We start from the raw sequence: 17,867 nt of genomic DNA, 5'->3' as shown, positions 1-17,867 counted from the left end.
TTTACGCCAATCCCCTGCCCCGTCAGTCAGGCGATGACAGGTAAGGAAGTAGCGCCCCCAAAAAAAAAAGCCGCCCTGTCCCCAGAGCGGCTTTCTTAATTCTATACCAACTGCACCTATTCAGCAGCGGCGTCTCCGTCCAACTCCGCTGGGAACTCTTCCAGCGTTGGGGCGGCGGCAGCGCGTTCGGCGATGACGACTTTGTCACGCTCGTTCGCGACCTTTTGGTACTGACGCAGGTTCGAACCTGTACCCGCTGGGATCAGGCGACCCACGATCACGTTTTCCTTCAGACCTTCGAGCATGTCTTCCTTACCAGAGACAGATGCCTCGGTCAGGACACGTGTGGTCTCTTGGAATGACGCTGCGGAGATAAAGCTGCGCGTTTGCAACGATGCCTTGGTAATACCGAGCAGCACAGGGGTGCTGGTCGCCATGCGGGCATTTTTATCACGTTCAAACAGGGCTTCATTGGTTTTTTCAAACTCAATTTTGTCCATCTGTTCACCGCGGATCAGCGTTGTATCCGCTGGGTCAACGACTTCGACTTTTTGCAGCATTTGACGCACGATAACTTCGATATGTTTGTCGTTAATCGGCACGCCTTGCAGACGGTAAACGCCTTGCACTTCGTCAACGAGATATTCCGCCAATGCTTCGACACCCATAATTTGTAGGATGTCATGCGGCGCTGGATTACCGTCGAGCAGATAGTCACCTTTTTTGACCTTATCGCCATCTTGGACAAGCATATGCTTACCTTTGGCAATCAGGAATGATGTTGGCTCTGCGCTTTCGTCATCAGGTAGGATTGTAATCTTACGCTTGTTTTTATAATCGCGCGTAAATTCAATCTTGCCGTCGATATCAGCGATAATCGCGTCATCTTTTGGACGGCGCGCTTCGAACAATTCCGCAACGCGCGGCAGACCACCTGTAATATCACGCTGTGTCGCACCGCCTTTAGGGATACGCGCAACCACGTCACCAGGTTCAACCATGTCGCCATCATTAACGGACATAACCGCACCAACGGCAAGCATGTAACGGGCAATATTGCCAGAGCCAAGCTTGACGGGTTCGCCGTCTTTATCTTGGATAACCGCCACAGGCTGAATTTCAGCACCCTTAGCAGAAGCACGCCAGTCAATCACGACCTTAGAGCTAATACCGGTTTCTTCGTCCGTTTCTTCGCGGGCAGAGACACCTTCGATCATATCAAGCGTCGCAACTTTACCACCGACTTCGGTGATAATCGGCGTTGCATATGGATCCCATTCGGCCAATTTCTGACCGCGCGTGACCTTTGATCCGTCCTCAACCGCGACACGTGTGCCGTAGCTGACCTTATGCGTCTCAAGCTCTTTGCCGTCTTTATCGACGACTTTAATGAGCATGTTACGACCCATGACGATGAAGGCGCCTGTTTTGTCTTTCACAAAATTGGCGTCCTCATAGACGGCTTTACCTTCGTTAGACGATTCAATGACAGATTTGTCTGACACAGACGCTGTACCGCCAATGTGGAATGTCCGCATGGTCAGCTGTGTGCCCGGTTCGCCAATGGACTGCGCGGCGATAACACCGACTGCTTCGCCCATATTGACTTTGGTACCGCGCGCCAAATCACGACCGTAACAGGTCGCACAAATACCGTAGCGTGTCTCACACGTCAGCGCAGAGCGCACACGTGCGTTTTGCGCACCAGAGGCATCAATTTCTGCCGCCAGGTCTTCGTCAATATAAGTATTGGCAGGATATAGCAGTTCGCCATTACGCGGATCGTGCAGGTCTTCGGCTGTGGTCCGGCCCAGCATACGCTCACCGAGGGACACAACAATGTCACCACCGTCAACAACAGGGGCGAGTTCGATACCTTGGTCCGTGCCGCAATCTTGCTCTGTGACGATACAGTCTTGCGCGACGTCCACCAGACGACGGGTCAGATAACCCGAGTTCGCCGTTTTAAGCGCTGTATCAGCAAGACCCTTACGCGCACCGTGGGTGGAGTTAAAGTAATCCAGAACCGATAGGCCTTCTTTAAAGTTGGCCGTAATCGGTGTCTCGATAATCTCACCCGACGGCTTGGCCATAAGGCCGCGCATACCCGCCAGCTGTTTCATCTGGTTTTTAGAACCACGCGCGCCTGAATCCGCCATCATAAAGACAGAGTTAATCAGTTTACGGTCTTTGGCCGCTTCGTTCATCATGGCGTCCGCCACTTTGTCCGTACACTTTGACCATGCATCGACGACTTTGTTATATTTCTCGCCTTTGGTAATCAGACCATCTGCATATTGCTGTTCAAAATCCGACACCATTTGCTGGGTCTTATCAACCTCGATTTTCTTCTCGGCTGGGATAATCATATCGTCTTTACCAAACGAGATACCGGCTTTGGCGGCTTCGCGGAAACCAAGGCCCATGATTTTATCAGCAAAGATGACCGTCGCCTTTTGACCCGCATGGCGGTAGACAACGTCAATCAGCTTCCCAATTTCTTTCTTGGTCAGCGTCTTGTTAATCTCGTCATATTTAATCAGCGGGTGACGCGGCAGATATTCTGCGATCTTTAAGCGGCCCGGCGATGTCTCGGCAGTTTCCCATGTTGTGCTGCCGTCGTCATGTGTGACCGGGAACCGGCCAATGACTTTGGAATGCACAGACACCATGCCCGCGTCCAGCGCAGCTTCGACCTCGGCCATAGAGGCAAACATCATGCCCTCGCCTTTCTCATTATCGCGCATCAGGGACATGTAATATAGACCCAGCACAATATCCTGTGACGGCACAATAATCGGACGACCATTGGCAGGCGATAGGATGTTGTTTGTCGACATCATAAGCACGCGCGCTTCAAGCTGTGCTTCGATAGACAGCGGCACGTGAACGGCCATTTGGTCACCATCAAAGTCAGCGTTAAAGGCCGCACAGACAAGCGGGTGCAAGCGAATGGCTTTACCTTCAGTCAGCTTGGGTTCAAACGCTTGGATACCCAAACGGTGAAGCGTTGGCGCACGGTTAAGCAGCACAGGGTGCTCGCGGATAACCTCGTCAAGGATATCCCAAACCTCGGGACGCTCTTTTTCGACCAGCTTCTTGGACTGTTTAACAGTCCCCGATAGACCTTTGGCATCAAGGCGCGAATAGATAAACGGCTTGAAGAGTTCCAGCGCCATTTTCTTGGGCAGACCACATTCATGCAGTTTTAGCTCTGGGCCAACCACAATCACGGAACGACCAGAGTAGTCAACGCGCTTACCGAGCAAGTTTTGACGGAAACGGCCCTGCTTACCCTTAAGCATATCTGACATAGATTTCAGAGGGCGTTTATTGGCCCCTGTGATCACGCGACCGCGACGACCATTATCAAACAGCGCGTCAACAGATTCTTGCAACATACGCTTTTCATTACGAATGATGATGTCTGGTGCGCGAAGCTCGATCAGGCGCTTCAGGCGGTTGTTACGGTTAATCACGCGGCGGTATAGATCGTTTAGATCAGACGTCGCAAAACGACCCCCATCCAGCGGCACGAGCGGGCGCAGCTCTGGCGGGATAACCGGCACAATTGTCAGGACCATCCACTCTGGACGGTTACCAGAGGCGACAAAGCTCTCTAGCAGTTTCAGACGCTTGGCGTATTTTTTCAGCTTCAGCTCTGATCCTGTTTCGGTCATATCAAAGCGCACGCGCTCAATCTCGGCCTCAAGGTCAAGGTTCATCAGCATTTCGCGAATGGCTTCGGCGCCGATACCTGCGGTAAAGCTGTCTTCGCCAAATTCGGCTTGCGCGTCGATATATTCTTCTTCTGTCAGCGTCTGGCGTTCTTCAAGCGAGGTCAGGCCTGGCTCTGTGACGACGTAGCTTTCAAAATAAAGCACACGCTCAACGATTTTCAGCTGCATATCCAGCATGGTTGAAATACGCGACGGCAGTGATTTTAGGAACCAGATATGCGCGCACGGTGCGGCAAGCTCGATATGGCCCATACGTTCGCGGCGAACGCGGGTAACCGTGACTTCTACGCCGCATTTTTCGCAAACGACGCCCTTATATTTCATGCGCTTATATTTACCGCAGAGACATTCGTAATCTTTGACAGGGCCAAAGATACGCGCACAAAACAGGCCGTCTTTTTCAGGCTTGAACGTACGGTAATTTATGGTCTCAGGCTTGCGAATCTCACCAAATGACCAGCTGAGGATTTTCTCAGGTGATGCGAGTGAAATGCGGATACGGTCGAAGGTTGGGCCTTCTTGCGCAGGGTTGAAAATGTTCATGACCTCTTGGTTCATAACGTTTTCCTCTCGATGTTCGGTCGTTTGGAGCGTCCCCCATTTGACCATTAATTCTTTCGACTCAGAATAGAGTCACATTGACAGTGTAACAGGGGCGTCAAGCCCCTGACCTATGTCTTAACCGTTCGTCAGTTCGATATTGAGGCCCAATGAGCGGATCTCTTTGATCAGCACGTTAAAGCTCTCTGGAATACCAGCCTCGAACGCGTCATCGCCGCGCACAATGGACTCATAAACTTTCGTCCGGCCCGCCACGTCATCTGACTTCACCGTCAGCATTTCTTGTAGCGTGTAAGCCGCACCGTAAGCCTCCAAGGCCCAGACTTCCATCTCACCAAAGCGCTGTCCACCGAACTGCGCTTTACCACCCAGCGGTTGCTGCGTGACGAGTGAGTACGGTCCAATTGAACGGGCGTGGATTTTGTCATCAACCAAGTGGTGCAGTTTCAATAGATATTTGAAACCAACGGTGACAGGGCGCGTAAACTTCTCGCCCGTACGACCATCATGCAATGTCACTTGACCGCTATCGGCAAAACCTGCTTTTTGCAGCATCTTCACGATATCAGGTTCGCGTGCACCGTCAAAGACGGGCGTTGCAATCGGCACACCATTAGTCAAATTGCCCGCAAGCTCAACAAGCTCTGCCTCTTTTTTCGGCAGTTCTTCGTCTTCACCATAAGCATGGACAAGCGTATCTTTCAGTGCGGCAATCTTACCATCTGCATGATAGTTTTTCAGCGCCTCATTGATCATCTCGCCAATACCAGAGCAAGCCCAACCCATATGGGTCTCTAAGATCTGACCGACGTTCATCCGCGACGGCACGCCTAGCGGATTAAGCACGATATCAACGGCACGACCATTGGGCAGGAACGGCATATCTTCAACAGGGTTAATCTTGGAGATAACACCCTTGTTACCGTGACGACCCGCCATTTTATCACCAGGCTGAAGCTTACGCTTCACCGCGACGAAAACTTTGACCATTTTCATCACGCCTGGCGGCAATTCGTCACCGCGCTGTAGCTTGTCGACTTTGTCTTCAAAACGCGCATCAAGACGGGCTTTGGAGCTGTCATATTGCTCTTTAAGCGCTTCTAGCTCGCCAATTGTTTTCTCGTCATCAAGACCAATGCGCCACCAATCAGATTTTGGTACCTCAGAGAGCGTTTCTTTCGTAATTGGGCCTTTGCGGAAACCGCGCGGGCCAGAGACGGCTGTCTTACCGATAAGCACACGCTGCACGTTACCGTAAATAGAACGCTCTAGAATAGATAGCTCGTCATCACGGTCTTTACCAAGGCTCTCAATCTCTTCACGCTCGATTTGCATCGCGCGTTCGTCTTTATCAACGCCGTGACGGTTAAACACGCGCACTTCGACGACCGTACCGGACGCACCGGGCGGCAGTTTCAAAGATGTATCGCGCACGTCGGATGATTTTTCACCAAAGATAGCCCGCAGGAGCTTCTCTTCGGGTGTCATCGGGCTTTCGCCTTTTGGCGTGACTTTACCGACAAGGATATCGCCAGAGTGCACTTCGGCACCCACAGCCACGATACCGGCTTCGTCAAGATTACGGAGCGCTTCTTCGCCGACATTGGGAATATCACGCGTGATTTCCTCTGGCCCAAGCTTTGTATCGCGGGCCATGACAGAGAATTCTTCCAGGTGGACAGATGTGTAAACATCATCAGTCACGATGCGTTCGGAGATGAGGATTGAATCCTCGAAGTTATAGCCATTCCAGGGCATAAACGCGACCAGCACGTTACGGCCGAGGGCCAACTCGCCGAGGTCTGTTGACGGGCCATCGGCAATAATATCGCCGACTTTTACTTCATCACCCACACGCACCAATGGACGCTGGTTAATACAGGTCGACTGGTTAGAGCGCTGGAATTTCAAAAGGTTATAGATATCAACGCCAGATTTTTTCAAATCTGTTTCCTTCGTCGCACGGATAACAATACGGGTCGCGTCGACTTGCTCGACGATACCTGTGCGTTTGGCCGCAACAGTCGCGCCCGAATCAAGCGCCACAACAGATTCCATACCTGTACCGACCAAAGGCGCTTCGGCCTTTAGAAGCGGCACAGCCTGGCGCATCATGTTTGATCCCATAAGGGCGCGGTTCGCATCATCATTCTCTAGGAACGGAATCAACGCCGCCGCAACAGAGACAAGCTGTTTAGGGCTAACGTCAATGAAGTCCACATCTTCGCGAGCCACAGGCGTCACTTCGCCGTTGACGCGACACGTTACAAATTCATCGGCCAGCTCGCCTTTATCTGTAATCGCGGCATTGGCTTGGGCCACTGAATAGCGGGCTTCTTCCATAGCGGAGACATAGACGACTTCGTCCGTCAGCTTGCCGTTGACAATCTTGCGGTACGGGCTTTCGATGAAGCCGTATTTGTTCACCCGCGCATGTGTGGCAAGCGAGTTAATCAGACCAATGTTCGGACCTTCTGGCGTTTCAATCGGGCAAATCCGACCGTAGTGCGTTGGGTGAACATCGCGAACCTCAAAGCCCGCACGTTCACGCGTTAGACCCCCTGGCCCCAATGCAGAGAGGCGACGCTTATGCGTAATCTCTGACAGCGGGTTTGTTTGGTCCATAAATTGTGACAATTGTGATGACCCAAAGAACTCGCGCACGACGGCAGCCGCTGGCTTTGCGTTAATCAAATCATGCGGCATTACTGTTTCAATATCGACAGATGACATGCGTTCTTTAATGGCGCGTTCCATCCGCAAAAGACCAATACGGTATTGGTTTTCCATCAATTCACCGACAGAACGCACGCGGCGGTTCCCCAGGTTATCAATATCATCAACAGAGCCAATGCCGTCTTTTAGCTTCACCAATGTGTCAACGACAGCCAGCAAATCTTCGCGGCGGAGCACGCGTTCTTCGTCAGAAGCGTCCAAATCAAGACGCATGTTCATTTTCACGCGTCCAACAGCGGACAGGTCGTAACGCTCTTGGTCAAAGAAAAGGCTCTCAAACAGCGCTTCGGCGGCCTCTGGTGTTGGCGGCTCGCCTGGACGCATCACGCGGTAAATATCAACAAGCGCGCCGTCACGGCTCTCGTTTTTATCAGCAGCCAATGTTGTGCGGATATACGGCCCGACATTGATGTTATCGATGTTCAGAACAGACAGCTCTTTGATGCCCGCTTCGATAATCAGCTCGATATTTTCTGGCGTGAGCTCGTCACCTGCTTCGGCGTAAATCTGGCCTGTGGAGGTATTGACGATGTCTTCGGCTGCGTAACGCTCGGCCAAATCTTCATTCGTAATGAGGATGGTTTTCAAGCCGTCATCCGCGAGTTTCTTCGCGCCGCGTTTTGTGAGCTTGCGACCGGCTTGCGCGGCCACTTCGCCAGATTTCGCGTCGATAAGATCAGCTTGCAGCTTAGCACCCCGATAATCATCGGCATTAAACGGCAGAGTCCAGCCACCTTTTTTCTTATCAAATTTATAATCGATCGCATTATAAAACTGTGCCAGAATTTCCTCTTTGGACATGCCCAGCGCATAGAGCACAGTCGTCGCTGGCAATTTACGGCGGCGGTCAATACGGGCGTAAAGCACGTCTTTGGCATCAAATTCAAAATCAAGCCACGACCCACGGTAGGGAATAATACGGGCTGAGAATAAGAACTTGCCAGAGCTATGGCCCTTGCCTTTATCATGGTCGAAAAACACGCCGGGTGATCGGTGCATTTGTGACACAATCACGCGTTCTGTACCGTTGATAATAAAAGTACCTTTATCCGTCATCAACGGGATATCGCCCATATAGACGTCTTGTTCTTTGATGTCTTTGACGCTGCGGGCACCTGTGTCGTCATCAATATCAAACACCACGAGACGCATTTTAACCTTGAGCGGCGCTGCGAATGTAATATCGCGCTGCTGACACTCTTCTTCGTCAAATTTCGGGGGCTCGAACTCAAAGCTGACATATTCCAAGACCGCACGGTCACTGAAATCGCGCACGGGGAAGACAGAGCGGAATGTTCCGTTCAAGCCATTGTCACCGCGGTCTTCTTTCACCAAATCTTTTTGCAAGAACTGGTTATAAGAGCTTTTTTGAACTTCGATAAGGTTTGGCATACGGACGACTTCCGGAATGCGGCCAAAGCTTTTGCGAATACGTTTTTTACCTGTGAATGAAAGCGACATTAAAGACACCTTTCCGCTTTTATCGATGACTGGGTGATCAGCCCACCATCGTTACAAATTCTTGGGCTTTTAACCTGAAAGCACCGTCAGGACCCGTTTGTTTAGGCTCGAAACGAGACGAGCAAGAGTGTCCGGCGCAGTTACCCACGCCGGACAAACATACTATTTGATTTCGACAGTCGCGCCAGCCGCTTCGAGCGTGGCTTTCATTGCGTCTGCTTCTTCTTTTGTCACGCCTTCTTTGACGGCCTTAGGCGCGCCTTCGACGAGGTCTTTAGCTTCTTTCAGGCCAAGACCTGTGATGCCGCGGACTTCTTTAATGACGTTGATTTTCTTGTCGCCGAATGACGCCAAGATAACATCAAATTCTGTCTGAGCTTCAGCAGCCGCGCCGCCTTCAGCAGCAGGACCAGCAACAGCAACGGCGGCTGCCGCTTTAATGCCGTTTTCTTCCAGAATGTCGTTTAGTTCTTTTGCTTCGAGAATGGTTAGACCCATCAGCTCATCAGCTAGCTTTTTTACATCAGCCATTTTAGTTTCCTTTAATTAAAGTCAGTTCGAGTTTGCGAGAATGTGTGTTGTCAACTTACGCCGCAGCTTGTTCTTCGATCACCTTGATGGCGCCGGACAAAGCCGAGCCAGGCGACATAAGACGCTGAGCCACTTGAGATGCCTGACCAAGCAAACGCCCAGCAGCCATACCAATAAGTTCGTCGCGTGATGGTAGTTTTGACAAGACGACAATGCCGGCTTCATCAAAGACTTCCTCACCCATAAACCCGCCAATAATGTTGAAAGCATCGCTTTCTTTGGCAAAGTCTACAGTCACTTTCGGCGCGCTGATCATGTCTTCGGCGTAGGCAATTGCTACGGGTCCGACAAATTTAGAACCGGCAGCTTCTGCTGGACGGCCTTTCAACGCGATTTTAGCGAGACGGTTTTTAACAACACGGATCGTTGCGCCTTGCTCTCTGAGCTTGGCACGCAGGTCCGTCATTTCCGCAACAGTCATGCCAGAGTATTCTGCCATAACCACGGATCCGGAACTGTCAAAAATGCCTTCCAGCACTTTTACCATTTCCGCTTTTTCATTACGATCCATTGCGGTCTCCCTGTTAGTGAAGGTCACACCATGCGACCTTCTTCCAAAGTGCCCCCCTCCAGATGGAATACCCAAATGGAAAGCGACGGTTTTCTGTCCCCCGTGAAGGGATTAACAGGGCTCGAACCGACATCACCGCCTCTGAGATTAATCAGAAACGAAAAAAATATCAGCACTCACTCTGTCTGCGCCGGAATTATGCCCGCAGTTAGACACTGCAAACACCGGTGGTCTTGGACAGACCAAAGACCGCTCACGAAAATGAACAGTCCTTGGGCACTTAGCGCCGCATTGGCAACGCCAAATTCTTTAACTCAACGGGCTATGCGCCTGTTGATGTATCGATTTTCACACCTGGGCCCATTGTGGACGTCAGCGTGATACGCTTGACATAAACGCCTTTGGCACCGGATGGGCGCGCCTTGCGAATTGAATCGATGAAGGCATTGACGTTCTCAGCCAGCTTATCTTGCGTAAAGCTCACCTTACCAACACCAGCGTGGACAATACCTGTTTTCTCGGCGCGGAATTCTACGGCACCGCCTTTGGCATCGCCAACAGCTTTAGCGACGTCCATTGTCACAGTCCCAACCTTGGGGTTAGGCATCATCCCCTTAGGGCCCAAGACTTTACCCAAACGACCGACAAGCGGCATCATGTCTGGCGTCGCGATAACGCGCTCAAACGGCATATCGCCCGCTTGAATTTGCTCCATAAGGTCTTCGGCACCAACAACATCAGCACCCGCAGCGCGCGCTTCATCCGCTTTGGCGTCTTTTGCAAAGACAGCGACACGAACCGAACGGCCAGTCCCATTAGGCAGATTACACACACCGCGAACCATTTGGTCAGCGTGGCGTGGATCGACGCCCAAATTGATAGCGATTTCAACAGTTTCGTCGAATTTCACTTTGGAGTTATCTTTGATGATTTTGACAGCAGCGTCGACCGTGTGGTCAACTTTTTTGTCAAAAGCAGCGTTTGCAGCTGCCATACGTTTTCCTGATTTTGCCATGATACTACTCCGTCACCTCAAAGCCCATAGACCGGGCGGAACCAGCGATGATCTTCGCACCTTGGTCCAGATCATTGGCTGACAGATCAACCATCTTCATTTCTGCAATCTCACGGCACTGCGCCATTGTCACAGTCGCAGCCACTTCGCGGCCAGGATTATTAGATCCAGATTTCACATTGGCCGCCTTCTTCAAGTAATAAGAGGCAGGCGCTGTCTTTGTGACAAATGTAAAGGACTTGTCACCAAACACCGTGATGATTGTCGGTGTTGGCACGCCGCGCTCAATGCTTTCTGTGCGGGCATTAAAGGCCTTTGTAAATTCCATGATGTTCACGCCGCGCTGACCCAATGCAGGGCCGAGAGGCGGGGCGGGTGTGGCGTTTTGCGCCGGGATTGTGAGCTTGATAAAGCCCGTGATTTTCTTTGCCATGGGTCCACTCCATTTTGGCGTTTATCTAACCCCGCAAAGCGGGCCTAGGGGTGGTGTTCGTGGTGCGAGGGTTGATGGACTTACCAAACCTCTCCCACAAACGCTTCATACGGGTCGATTAGCTCTGCTTTTCGACCTGCGTATATTCTAGCTCGACCGGGGTTGCCCGACCGAAAATATTAATCAACACGTTAAGACGTGCATGTTCCTCATCGACGCTCTCAACAGTCCCGTTAAAGGAGGCAAAAGAACCGTCGACCACTTTAACCGTTTCACCGATTTCAAAGGTAATCATCGGACGCGGCGCATCAACGGCGTCGTTAATGCGGCCCACAATACGCTCAACCTCTTTATCAGAGACAGGCATTGGCTTTGTCTGGCTACCCAAAAACCCTGTGACTTTTGGTGTGTTTTTAATCAAGTGATAGGCTTGGTCAGTCAGATCGACCTTAACCAGCACATAACCCGGGAAAAACTTGCGTTCGCTTTCGATTTTGCGGCCTTTGCGAACCTCAACATAGCTCTCGGTTGGCACGAGGATTTCCTCGAACAACTCGGTGAGGCCTTTTTCTTCGGCCTCACGCTCAATCGCGCGCTGAACATGCTTCTCAAAGTTAGAGTAGGCCTGAACGATATACCATCTGGCTGCCATGATTTAGCCCCCTAACCCAATAATAAACTGCACAACTGTCGACAGAATTGAATCAACCACAAAGAAAAACGCCCCCAGCAACACCGTCATGATTAGCACCATGATTGTTGTCACAACGGTTTCGCGGCGTGTCGGCCAGACAACCTTGCGGCCTTCTTGGCGTACTTGCGCGACATATTTGACCGGTCCGACCTTTGGGATCATGGCAGATGGCTGCACAGGCTCCACTGGGGCGGCGGCTTTCGCTTTATTCTTTGGCTTTTTGGCCATTTATCAAAACTCCAAAACGCGGGGTTCGAAAATTCGAAACCCGCGTCTATAATAAGACCCACTAAAGGGCAAGAGGAGACTGTAAGAAGAGACTGGCAGAGGCGGAGGGACTCGAACCCCCGACCCTCGGTTTTGGAGACCGATGCTCTACCAACTGAGCTACACCTCTAAGCGTCCCTCTTGGGTGACAGGCCCGGGTCCCGGACCTGCTATGGAACCTACAGATTAATCCGTGATTTTTGCCACAACGCCGGCGCCGACTGTGCGGCCGCCTTCGCGGATCGCAAAGCGGAGCTTTTCTTCCATCGCGATTGGCACGATAAGCTCGACATTGATGTTCACATTATCACCAGGCATCACCATTTCTGTGCCTTCGTTCAAGGTCACAACACCCGTCACGTCTGTTGTACGGAAGTAGAACTGTGGACGGTAGTTGTTAAAGAACGGCGTGTGACGGCCACCCTCTTCCTTGGTCAGGATATAGGCTTCGCCTGTAAACTTGCTGTGCGGCTTAACAGAGCCTGGCTTACAAAGCACTTGGCCACGCTCAACGCTCTCGCGGTCGATACCGCGGATAAGTGCGCCGATGTTATCACCCGCCTCACCGCTATCGAGCAGCTTGCGGAACATTTCAACACCGGTACAGGTCGTTTTCTGTGTGTCCTTGATGCCCACGATTTCAATCTCGTCGCCAACTTTAACAATACCACGCTCAACACGGCCCGTCACAACAGTACCGCGACCAGAGATAGAGAACACATCCTCAATCGGCATCAAGAAGGCGCCGTCAACAGCGCGCTCTGGCTGCGGGATATATTCATCAACAGCGGCCATCAGCTTTTTGATTGATTCTTCGCCGATCTCTGGATTTTCACCATTCATCGCCGCCAAAGCAGAGCCTGAAATCACAGGAATGTCGTCACCTGGGAAGTCGTAAGAGCTTAGAAGCTCACGGATTTCCATCTCAACAAGCTCTAGAAGCTCTTCGTCGTCGACCTGGTCAACTTTGTTCATATAAACAACAAGGGCTGGCACACCAACCTGGCGCGCTAGCAAGATGTGCTCGCGTGTTTGTGGCATCGGGCCGTCCGCTGCGTTAACAACCAAGATCGCGCCGTCCATTTGGGCCGCACCTGTAATCATGTTCTTAACATAGTCAGCGTGACCGGGACAATCGACGTGGGCGTAGTGACGCGCGTCCGTTTCATATTCAACGTGGGCCGTTGAAATAGTAATACCGCGGGCTTTTTCTTCTGGCGCGCCGTCAATCTGATCATAGGCTTTGAAATCACCGAAATACTTCGTGATCGCCGCCGTCAGCGTCGTCTTACCATGGTCAACGTGACCAATCGTGCCGATATTCGCATGCGGCTTATTCCGCTCAAACTTCTCTTTTGCCATGTCTACTTCTCACATGTTGTGGCCCGGATAAAATCCAACCGCCGGTTTAAACTCTACCCCGTAAGTGGGGAATAATAACCCTAATGCAAGGGCGCCTGTTTACCCTTATACAGGGCGGCCCCTTACGGGGAATTTTGGAGCGGGCGGCGAGAATCGAACTCGCGTCATCAGCTTGGAAGGCTGAGGTCTTACCACTACACAACGCCCGCTGCGTTGACTTTTGTGTTGAAGGTGGTGGAGGGGATTGGATTCGAACCAATGTACACATACGTGATCAGATTTACAGTCTGACGCCTTTAACCACTCGGCCACCCCTCCATAAAATCATATATTTGAGGCAAAACCTCGCTTATATAACTATTGTGTTGCCTCCAACAAAAAATCCTCTGTATAGGGGCAACCAAGAATTAAGTTCACCATAAACAGAGAATGCGTCCGTATTGAAGGGCGTCTATAGAGATGTCCAAAGAAACGCGCAATACCCCAAAGCAAAGAAAATCAGTCAAAAACAGCCGAATGGGCGGTGAAAGCACCCCTGCCCCCCGTCGCGCCGCAGGCAGACGTATGCCGCAAACGATTGCAACGCCAAAATCACCAAAAAAGGGCGGTCGCGGGGGTCGGTCTGACACGGTTTCCGAGAATCGGGGCGGTTCAGGCGGGAATCGCCGTGGGGGTAAAGGCCGCGAAGGGGGCGCGGGCTGGATTTGGGGTAATCATGCCTGTGTCGCAGCGCTGTCCAATCCGAAACGAACAATACACCAGATTATGATGACAGAGGCCGCTGCAGCGCGCATCGCCGTCCCTGATAATGCCCCGCCGCCCAAAATTGTGCTGCCTGGTATGATGGACCGCCAATTTGACGGCAGCGCGCACCAAGGCATTGCGATGAAATGCGCCCCGCTGGAGTGGCCCGCCCTAGAGGATATTTTGGGCGAGGCCGGTGATAATGGTCTTATCCTTGTGCTGGATCAGATCACCGACCCACATAATGTCGGCGCGATGCTGCGGTTATGTTCAGCCTTTGGTGTAGACGCACTGGTCATGCAAGACCGTAAGTCACCACCTCTGTCGGGGGCCACGGCCAAAGTCGCCGTAGGATGCATTGAAACCGTTCCCGTTTGCCTTGTCACCAATGTGGCTAATACGCTGCTCGATTTACAAAAAGCCAATTGGATGGTCACGGGATTGGCGGGCGAGACTGAACTGTCATTAGGCCAGGCCCTGTCAAGCGGCGGGCGGCAGGTTATCGTGATGGGCGCAGAAGGCCCCGGACTGCGTGACCGTGTCCGCAAAAGTTGCGACCAACTGGCCCGTATCCCGATGATGAGTGGTGATGTGGTCGGTGAAGCCGAGAGCCTAAACGTCGCCACAGCGGCCGCCATTGCACTTTATGAAGCGCGCAGAGATTAAGTCTATTAGTCTTTAGGCGAAGGCCCGTAGCGGTTAGGGCCTTTGTCGCTGTCTTTGACCATAAAGACCAGATACAACACCGACGCGATCACATTGACCAGCAAAATAACGACCACAGTTTGGTTATTAAAAACCGTCATGTCCTCGGCCTCTACCGCGTTCATCATGCGCGTGATGGTCGGGCCAGAGACAAAGTTCAGCCCGTAAAATAACAGCGCCCAATAACCCGACCGTCCTGTATCATGCAGGCGTCGCACCATCAGTGAATAAAGCGGAATAAACAACAATAGCCCCGCGAGCGTCTCTGTCGGATGGGTGCCCACACGAAATACCCAAAACAGACTTTGTTGATAGGTCTCTGGCAATCCCGTCTCTGGCATAACGCCCAGCGCAGGCAAGCCCAAGCCCCTATCGAGCGATATCGCCACAATCACGACCAGCATAGAAAATAGCGTAAACCACCAAAATTCAGACCGCCGAGAACGACCCGTAAAATCAAGAGCACGCGCGATGCCCGTCTGTATGGCTGTAAAGAAGTTCATACCGCTCGCCTATCATAGGGCGCGCCAAGGCGTAAGCTTTTTTGCGGATAAAACATCGCACTGGACATCTAGTCAGAATGTCGCACCGTAAGAGTTATATGACAGATATTATTGTAAACTTCTCCCACGCCGCCGTTGTTGTTTTCGGAGCTCTTACTCTGCTTTGGGCGATTAGTGTCGCCGTAAAAGACGCAAGTCTGATTGATATATTTTGGGGCTTTGGGTTTTTAATTGTCGGCGCAGTTTGCCTCTACCTTGCGGATGTGCGCACGCCCTATCTGTGGTTGCTTGGTAGCTTGCCAATCATATGGGGGGCGCGCCTCACGGCTTACCTCGCCAAGCGTAACCTTGGTCACGGCGAGGACAAACGCTACGTGGCCATGCGTAAACGGGCCGAGAAAAAAGGCATGAGCGAGACGGCGTGGCGGATGCGGAGTTTGTTCACGATATTCTTTGGCCAAGGCGTGTTGATTATGATCGTGTCCGCCCCTGTGTGGGTCGGTATGGCGACAGGCCTTCAAGTTAATGACATAATTGACATGATGACCCTATCTGGGGAAAGTTCTGAGGCGCTATTCGATAAATCGGGCGTATCATTAATTAACGATGGAACGCTTTTCGCAGTCAATATTGGCTTGCTCGCCATCTTAGGCGCCATCCTTTGGCTCATTGGCTTTCTTTTTGAAGCTGTTGGCGACGCTCAGCTTGCGGCGTTCTTAAAACGCAATAAAGATTATGACGGGCCAGAGGAAGACAAGCCCTTGATGAATAGCGGGCTGTGGCGCTACACACGTCATCCCAATTATTTCGGCAATGCCTGTATGTGGTGGGGCATATGGCTGATTGCTTGCCAAGCCCCGTGGGGTTGGACAACAATCTTTGCGCCGATCATCATGAACCTCTTGCTTGTGAAAGTGTCTGGCAAAGACTTGCTAGAACGCGACATGGGCAAGCGTAAAAACTACCAGCGCTATATTGAACGGACTAGTGGGTTCTTCCCCATGCCGCCAAAGGACAAGTCAAAGGTCGACGTTTAGTCAGTCTCGCCGCGATTATTGCAGACTTCTATTGGTAGCCCATAGCGCAAAACTACCATCAAAGGCCCCCCGCAGGGGTATCACGCCATGGACACCGGGCGTCCTTTCAGGCCGCGGAGGTGTGACATGTTTGGTGTTTTGGGAGGTCTGCATCTAAACAGTGAGTAAAAAAGAGCGCCAATTATTTCCGAACACACCCACCGTCATTCCGACGCAGCGCAGCCGCCCGGAAACCATGTCGTGTTATATCTTCCGCAGAGCCCATTTTTGATAGTTCACGCCACACCGTCGCAACCTTTTGGGTCGCGGCGGTGTGGCGTATTAGATTTAAGACAGCGCGAGGGTCGCGGCCTTACGCCACCGCCTTGCGCCGCGCTTTGGCCTCGCGGTAGGTCACGAGCTTACGCTCTTTCGCGTCCCATAGTTTCAGGCGCACCGTCTTGAAACTCTCCATCAGCGTGAGGCGGCGAATATCGGCCAGACGCGGGTGGTCGCGCATAATCTTTGACAGGTTATAAAACGGAATGCGCGCATAAAGGTGATGCACATGATGCACACCAATATTGGCTGTGAGCCAACGCAGCACAGGCGGCAAATCATAATGGGTGGAGCCGTAAAGCGCCGCGTCGTGGACTTTCCAATTCTCTGACGTGTCCCATTCAGCGTTCTCGAACTGGTGCTGCACATAAAACAGCCAGACACCAATCGCGGCGGCAATACAGGTAATACACAGATAGGTCACTAGAAACGGCATCCAACCGAGCCAGTATATCCCTGCAAAAATAATCACAGCCATGGCCAAATTTGTGCCCATGGTAGACACCCAATAGCGCAGACCCGATTTCATAAATCCAATCGGCAAACGCTGGTGCAGCAAAAACACAAAGATCGGCCCAATACCAAACAACACAAAGGGATTACGGTAAAGGCGATATGTAAACCGTCCCCAAGCATTGCGTTCATTATATTCATCCACCGTTAGGGTCATGATGTCGCCAATGCCGCGCTTGTCCAGATTACCATGGCTGGCGTGATGGATAAGATGCGCTTTTTTCCAAAGGTCATAAGGCGTGACCGTGAAAACGCCGATGACGCGGCCGACCCAATCATTGGCCTTGCGGGATTTGAAAAACGCGCCGTGGCTACAATCGTGCTGAATAAGGAAAAGCCGCACAAGGAAAAAGGCCGCAATCACACAAATCGGAATAGTGAGAAAGTAGCTAACAAAGGACATCGACACAGCCGCCGCCCATAGCGCGACAAAAGGCACAATCGTAATGATAAGCTCGACGATTGAGCGTTTTAAGCTGGGGTCTTTATAAGGGGCCAGCGCCTTTAACCATTGATGGGCGGGCGCACGGCTCGCGGTCACATGGCTCTCGCCAAGTTGAACGTCAGTCTGTTGTGTCATGATTGATCCTGTTTCCCCCGAATCTTTTATCTACACAAAGGCATAGTGGAGGATTTATCAAGCAATGGTTAATGACGATGCTGTTAGAATGCAGTG

The 17,867-nt window shown here is 51.8% G+C and carries 13 protein-coding genes and 3 tRNA genes; 2 read left to right on the top strand and 14 right to left on the bottom strand.

What is annotated here, in order from left to right:
• Nucleotides 1–116 precede the first annotated feature (116 nt).
• The 12 genes from rpoC to AB6B37_RS04235 form a co-directional block, all read right to left on the bottom strand.
• Complete coding sequence (gene rpoC, locus AB6B37_RS04290) at nt 117–4,298, bottom strand: DNA-directed RNA polymerase subunit beta' (protein ID WP_371397666.1); 4,182 nt, start codon at nt 4,296–4,298, stop codon at nt 117–119.
• A 120-nt stretch (nt 4,299–4,418) separates the two neighbouring features.
• Nucleotides 4,419–8,498, bottom strand: a complete 4,080-nt coding sequence (rpoB, locus tag AB6B37_RS04285; protein WP_371397665.1) for a DNA-directed RNA polymerase subunit beta — start codon at nt 8,496–8,498, stop codon at nt 4,419–4,421.
• 162 nt (nt 8,499–8,660) lie between these two features.
• Nucleotides 8,661–9,029 (bottom strand): 50S ribosomal protein L7/L12, encoded by a 369-nt coding sequence (rplL, locus tag AB6B37_RS04280; protein WP_371397664.1) that lies wholly within the window; start codon nt 9,027–9,029, stop codon nt 8,661–8,663.
• 55 nt (nt 9,030–9,084) lie between these two features.
• Nucleotides 9,085–9,600, bottom strand: a complete 516-nt coding sequence (gene rplJ / locus AB6B37_RS04275) for a 50S ribosomal protein L10 (protein WP_371397663.1) — start codon at nt 9,598–9,600, stop codon at nt 9,085–9,087.
• Between the two features lie 322 nt (nt 9,601–9,922).
• Entirely contained in the window at nt 9,923–10,615 is a 693-nt protein-coding gene (gene rplA, locus AB6B37_RS04270; protein ID WP_371397662.1) for a 50S ribosomal protein L1, read from the bottom strand.
• A gap of 4 nt (nt 10,616–10,619) precedes the next feature.
• Entirely contained in the window at nt 10,620–11,048 is a 429-nt protein-coding gene (gene rplK / locus AB6B37_RS04265; RefSeq protein WP_371397661.1) for a 50S ribosomal protein L11, read from the bottom strand.
• 118 nt (nt 11,049–11,166) lie between these two features.
• Nucleotides 11,167–11,700: a transcription termination/antitermination protein NusG gene (nusG, locus tag AB6B37_RS04260; protein ID WP_371397660.1), complete on the bottom strand. Its 534-nt coding sequence runs from the start codon at nt 11,698–11,700 to the stop codon at nt 11,167–11,169.
• Between the two features lie 3 nt (nt 11,701–11,703).
• Nucleotides 11,704–11,904, bottom strand: a complete 201-nt coding sequence (secE, locus tag AB6B37_RS04255; RefSeq protein WP_371398408.1) for a preprotein translocase subunit SecE — start codon at nt 11,902–11,904, stop codon at nt 11,704–11,706.
• Nucleotides 11,905–12,063: 159 nt separating this feature from the next.
• A tRNA-Trp gene (locus AB6B37_RS04250) sits at nt 12,064–12,139 on the bottom strand.
• Between the two features lie 56 nt (nt 12,140–12,195).
• A complete protein-coding gene (tuf, locus tag AB6B37_RS04245; protein ID WP_371397659.1) occupies nt 12,196–13,371 on the bottom strand; it encodes an elongation factor Tu in 1,176 nt (391 codons plus the stop codon).
• Nucleotides 13,372–13,506: 135 nt separating this feature from the next.
• A tRNA-Gly gene (locus AB6B37_RS04240) sits at nt 13,507–13,580 on the bottom strand.
• A gap of 23 nt (nt 13,581–13,603) precedes the next feature.
• A tRNA-Tyr gene (locus tag AB6B37_RS04235) sits at nt 13,604–13,689 on the bottom strand.
• 246 nt (nt 13,690–13,935) lie between these two features.
• On the opposite strand from AB6B37_RS04235, the gene AB6B37_RS04230 reads away from it, so the two are divergent.
• Nucleotides 13,936–14,781, top strand: coding sequence for a TrmH family RNA methyltransferase (locus AB6B37_RS04230; RefSeq protein WP_371397658.1), 846 nt, complete (start codon nt 13,936–13,938; stop codon nt 14,779–14,781).
• 5 nt (nt 14,782–14,786) lie between these two features.
• On the opposite strand, the gene AB6B37_RS04225 is transcribed toward AB6B37_RS04230, so the two are convergent.
• Nucleotides 14,787–15,323 carry a DUF805 domain-containing protein gene (locus tag AB6B37_RS04225; protein WP_371397657.1) on the bottom strand — a complete coding sequence of 179 codons (537 nt, stop codon included), beginning with the start codon at nt 15,321–15,323 and terminating at the stop codon, nt 14,787–14,789.
• Nucleotides 15,324–15,421: 98 nt separating this feature from the next.
• Between AB6B37_RS04225 and AB6B37_RS04220 the strand changes: the two genes are divergently transcribed.
• The gene (locus AB6B37_RS04220; RefSeq protein WP_371397656.1) at nt 15,422–16,360 is read left to right on the top strand and encodes a DUF1295 domain-containing protein; all 939 of its coding nucleotides are present in this window, start codon (nt 15,422–15,424) and stop codon (nt 16,358–16,360) included.
• Between the two features lie 352 nt (nt 16,361–16,712).
• On the opposite strand, the gene AB6B37_RS04215 is transcribed toward AB6B37_RS04220, so the two are convergent.
• Entirely contained in the window at nt 16,713–17,771 is a 1,059-nt protein-coding gene (locus AB6B37_RS04215) for a fatty acid desaturase (RefSeq protein ID WP_371397655.1), read from the bottom strand.
• Nucleotides 17,772–17,867: the final 96 nt, after the last annotated feature.

The organism is Fretibacter rubidus (assembly GCF_041429785.1).
GTDB lineage: Bacteria > Pseudomonadota > Alphaproteobacteria > Caulobacterales > Maricaulaceae > Fretibacter > Fretibacter rubidus.
Note: the sequence above shows the minus strand (reverse complement) of the source record. Positions and strands in the feature narration are given on the sequence as shown.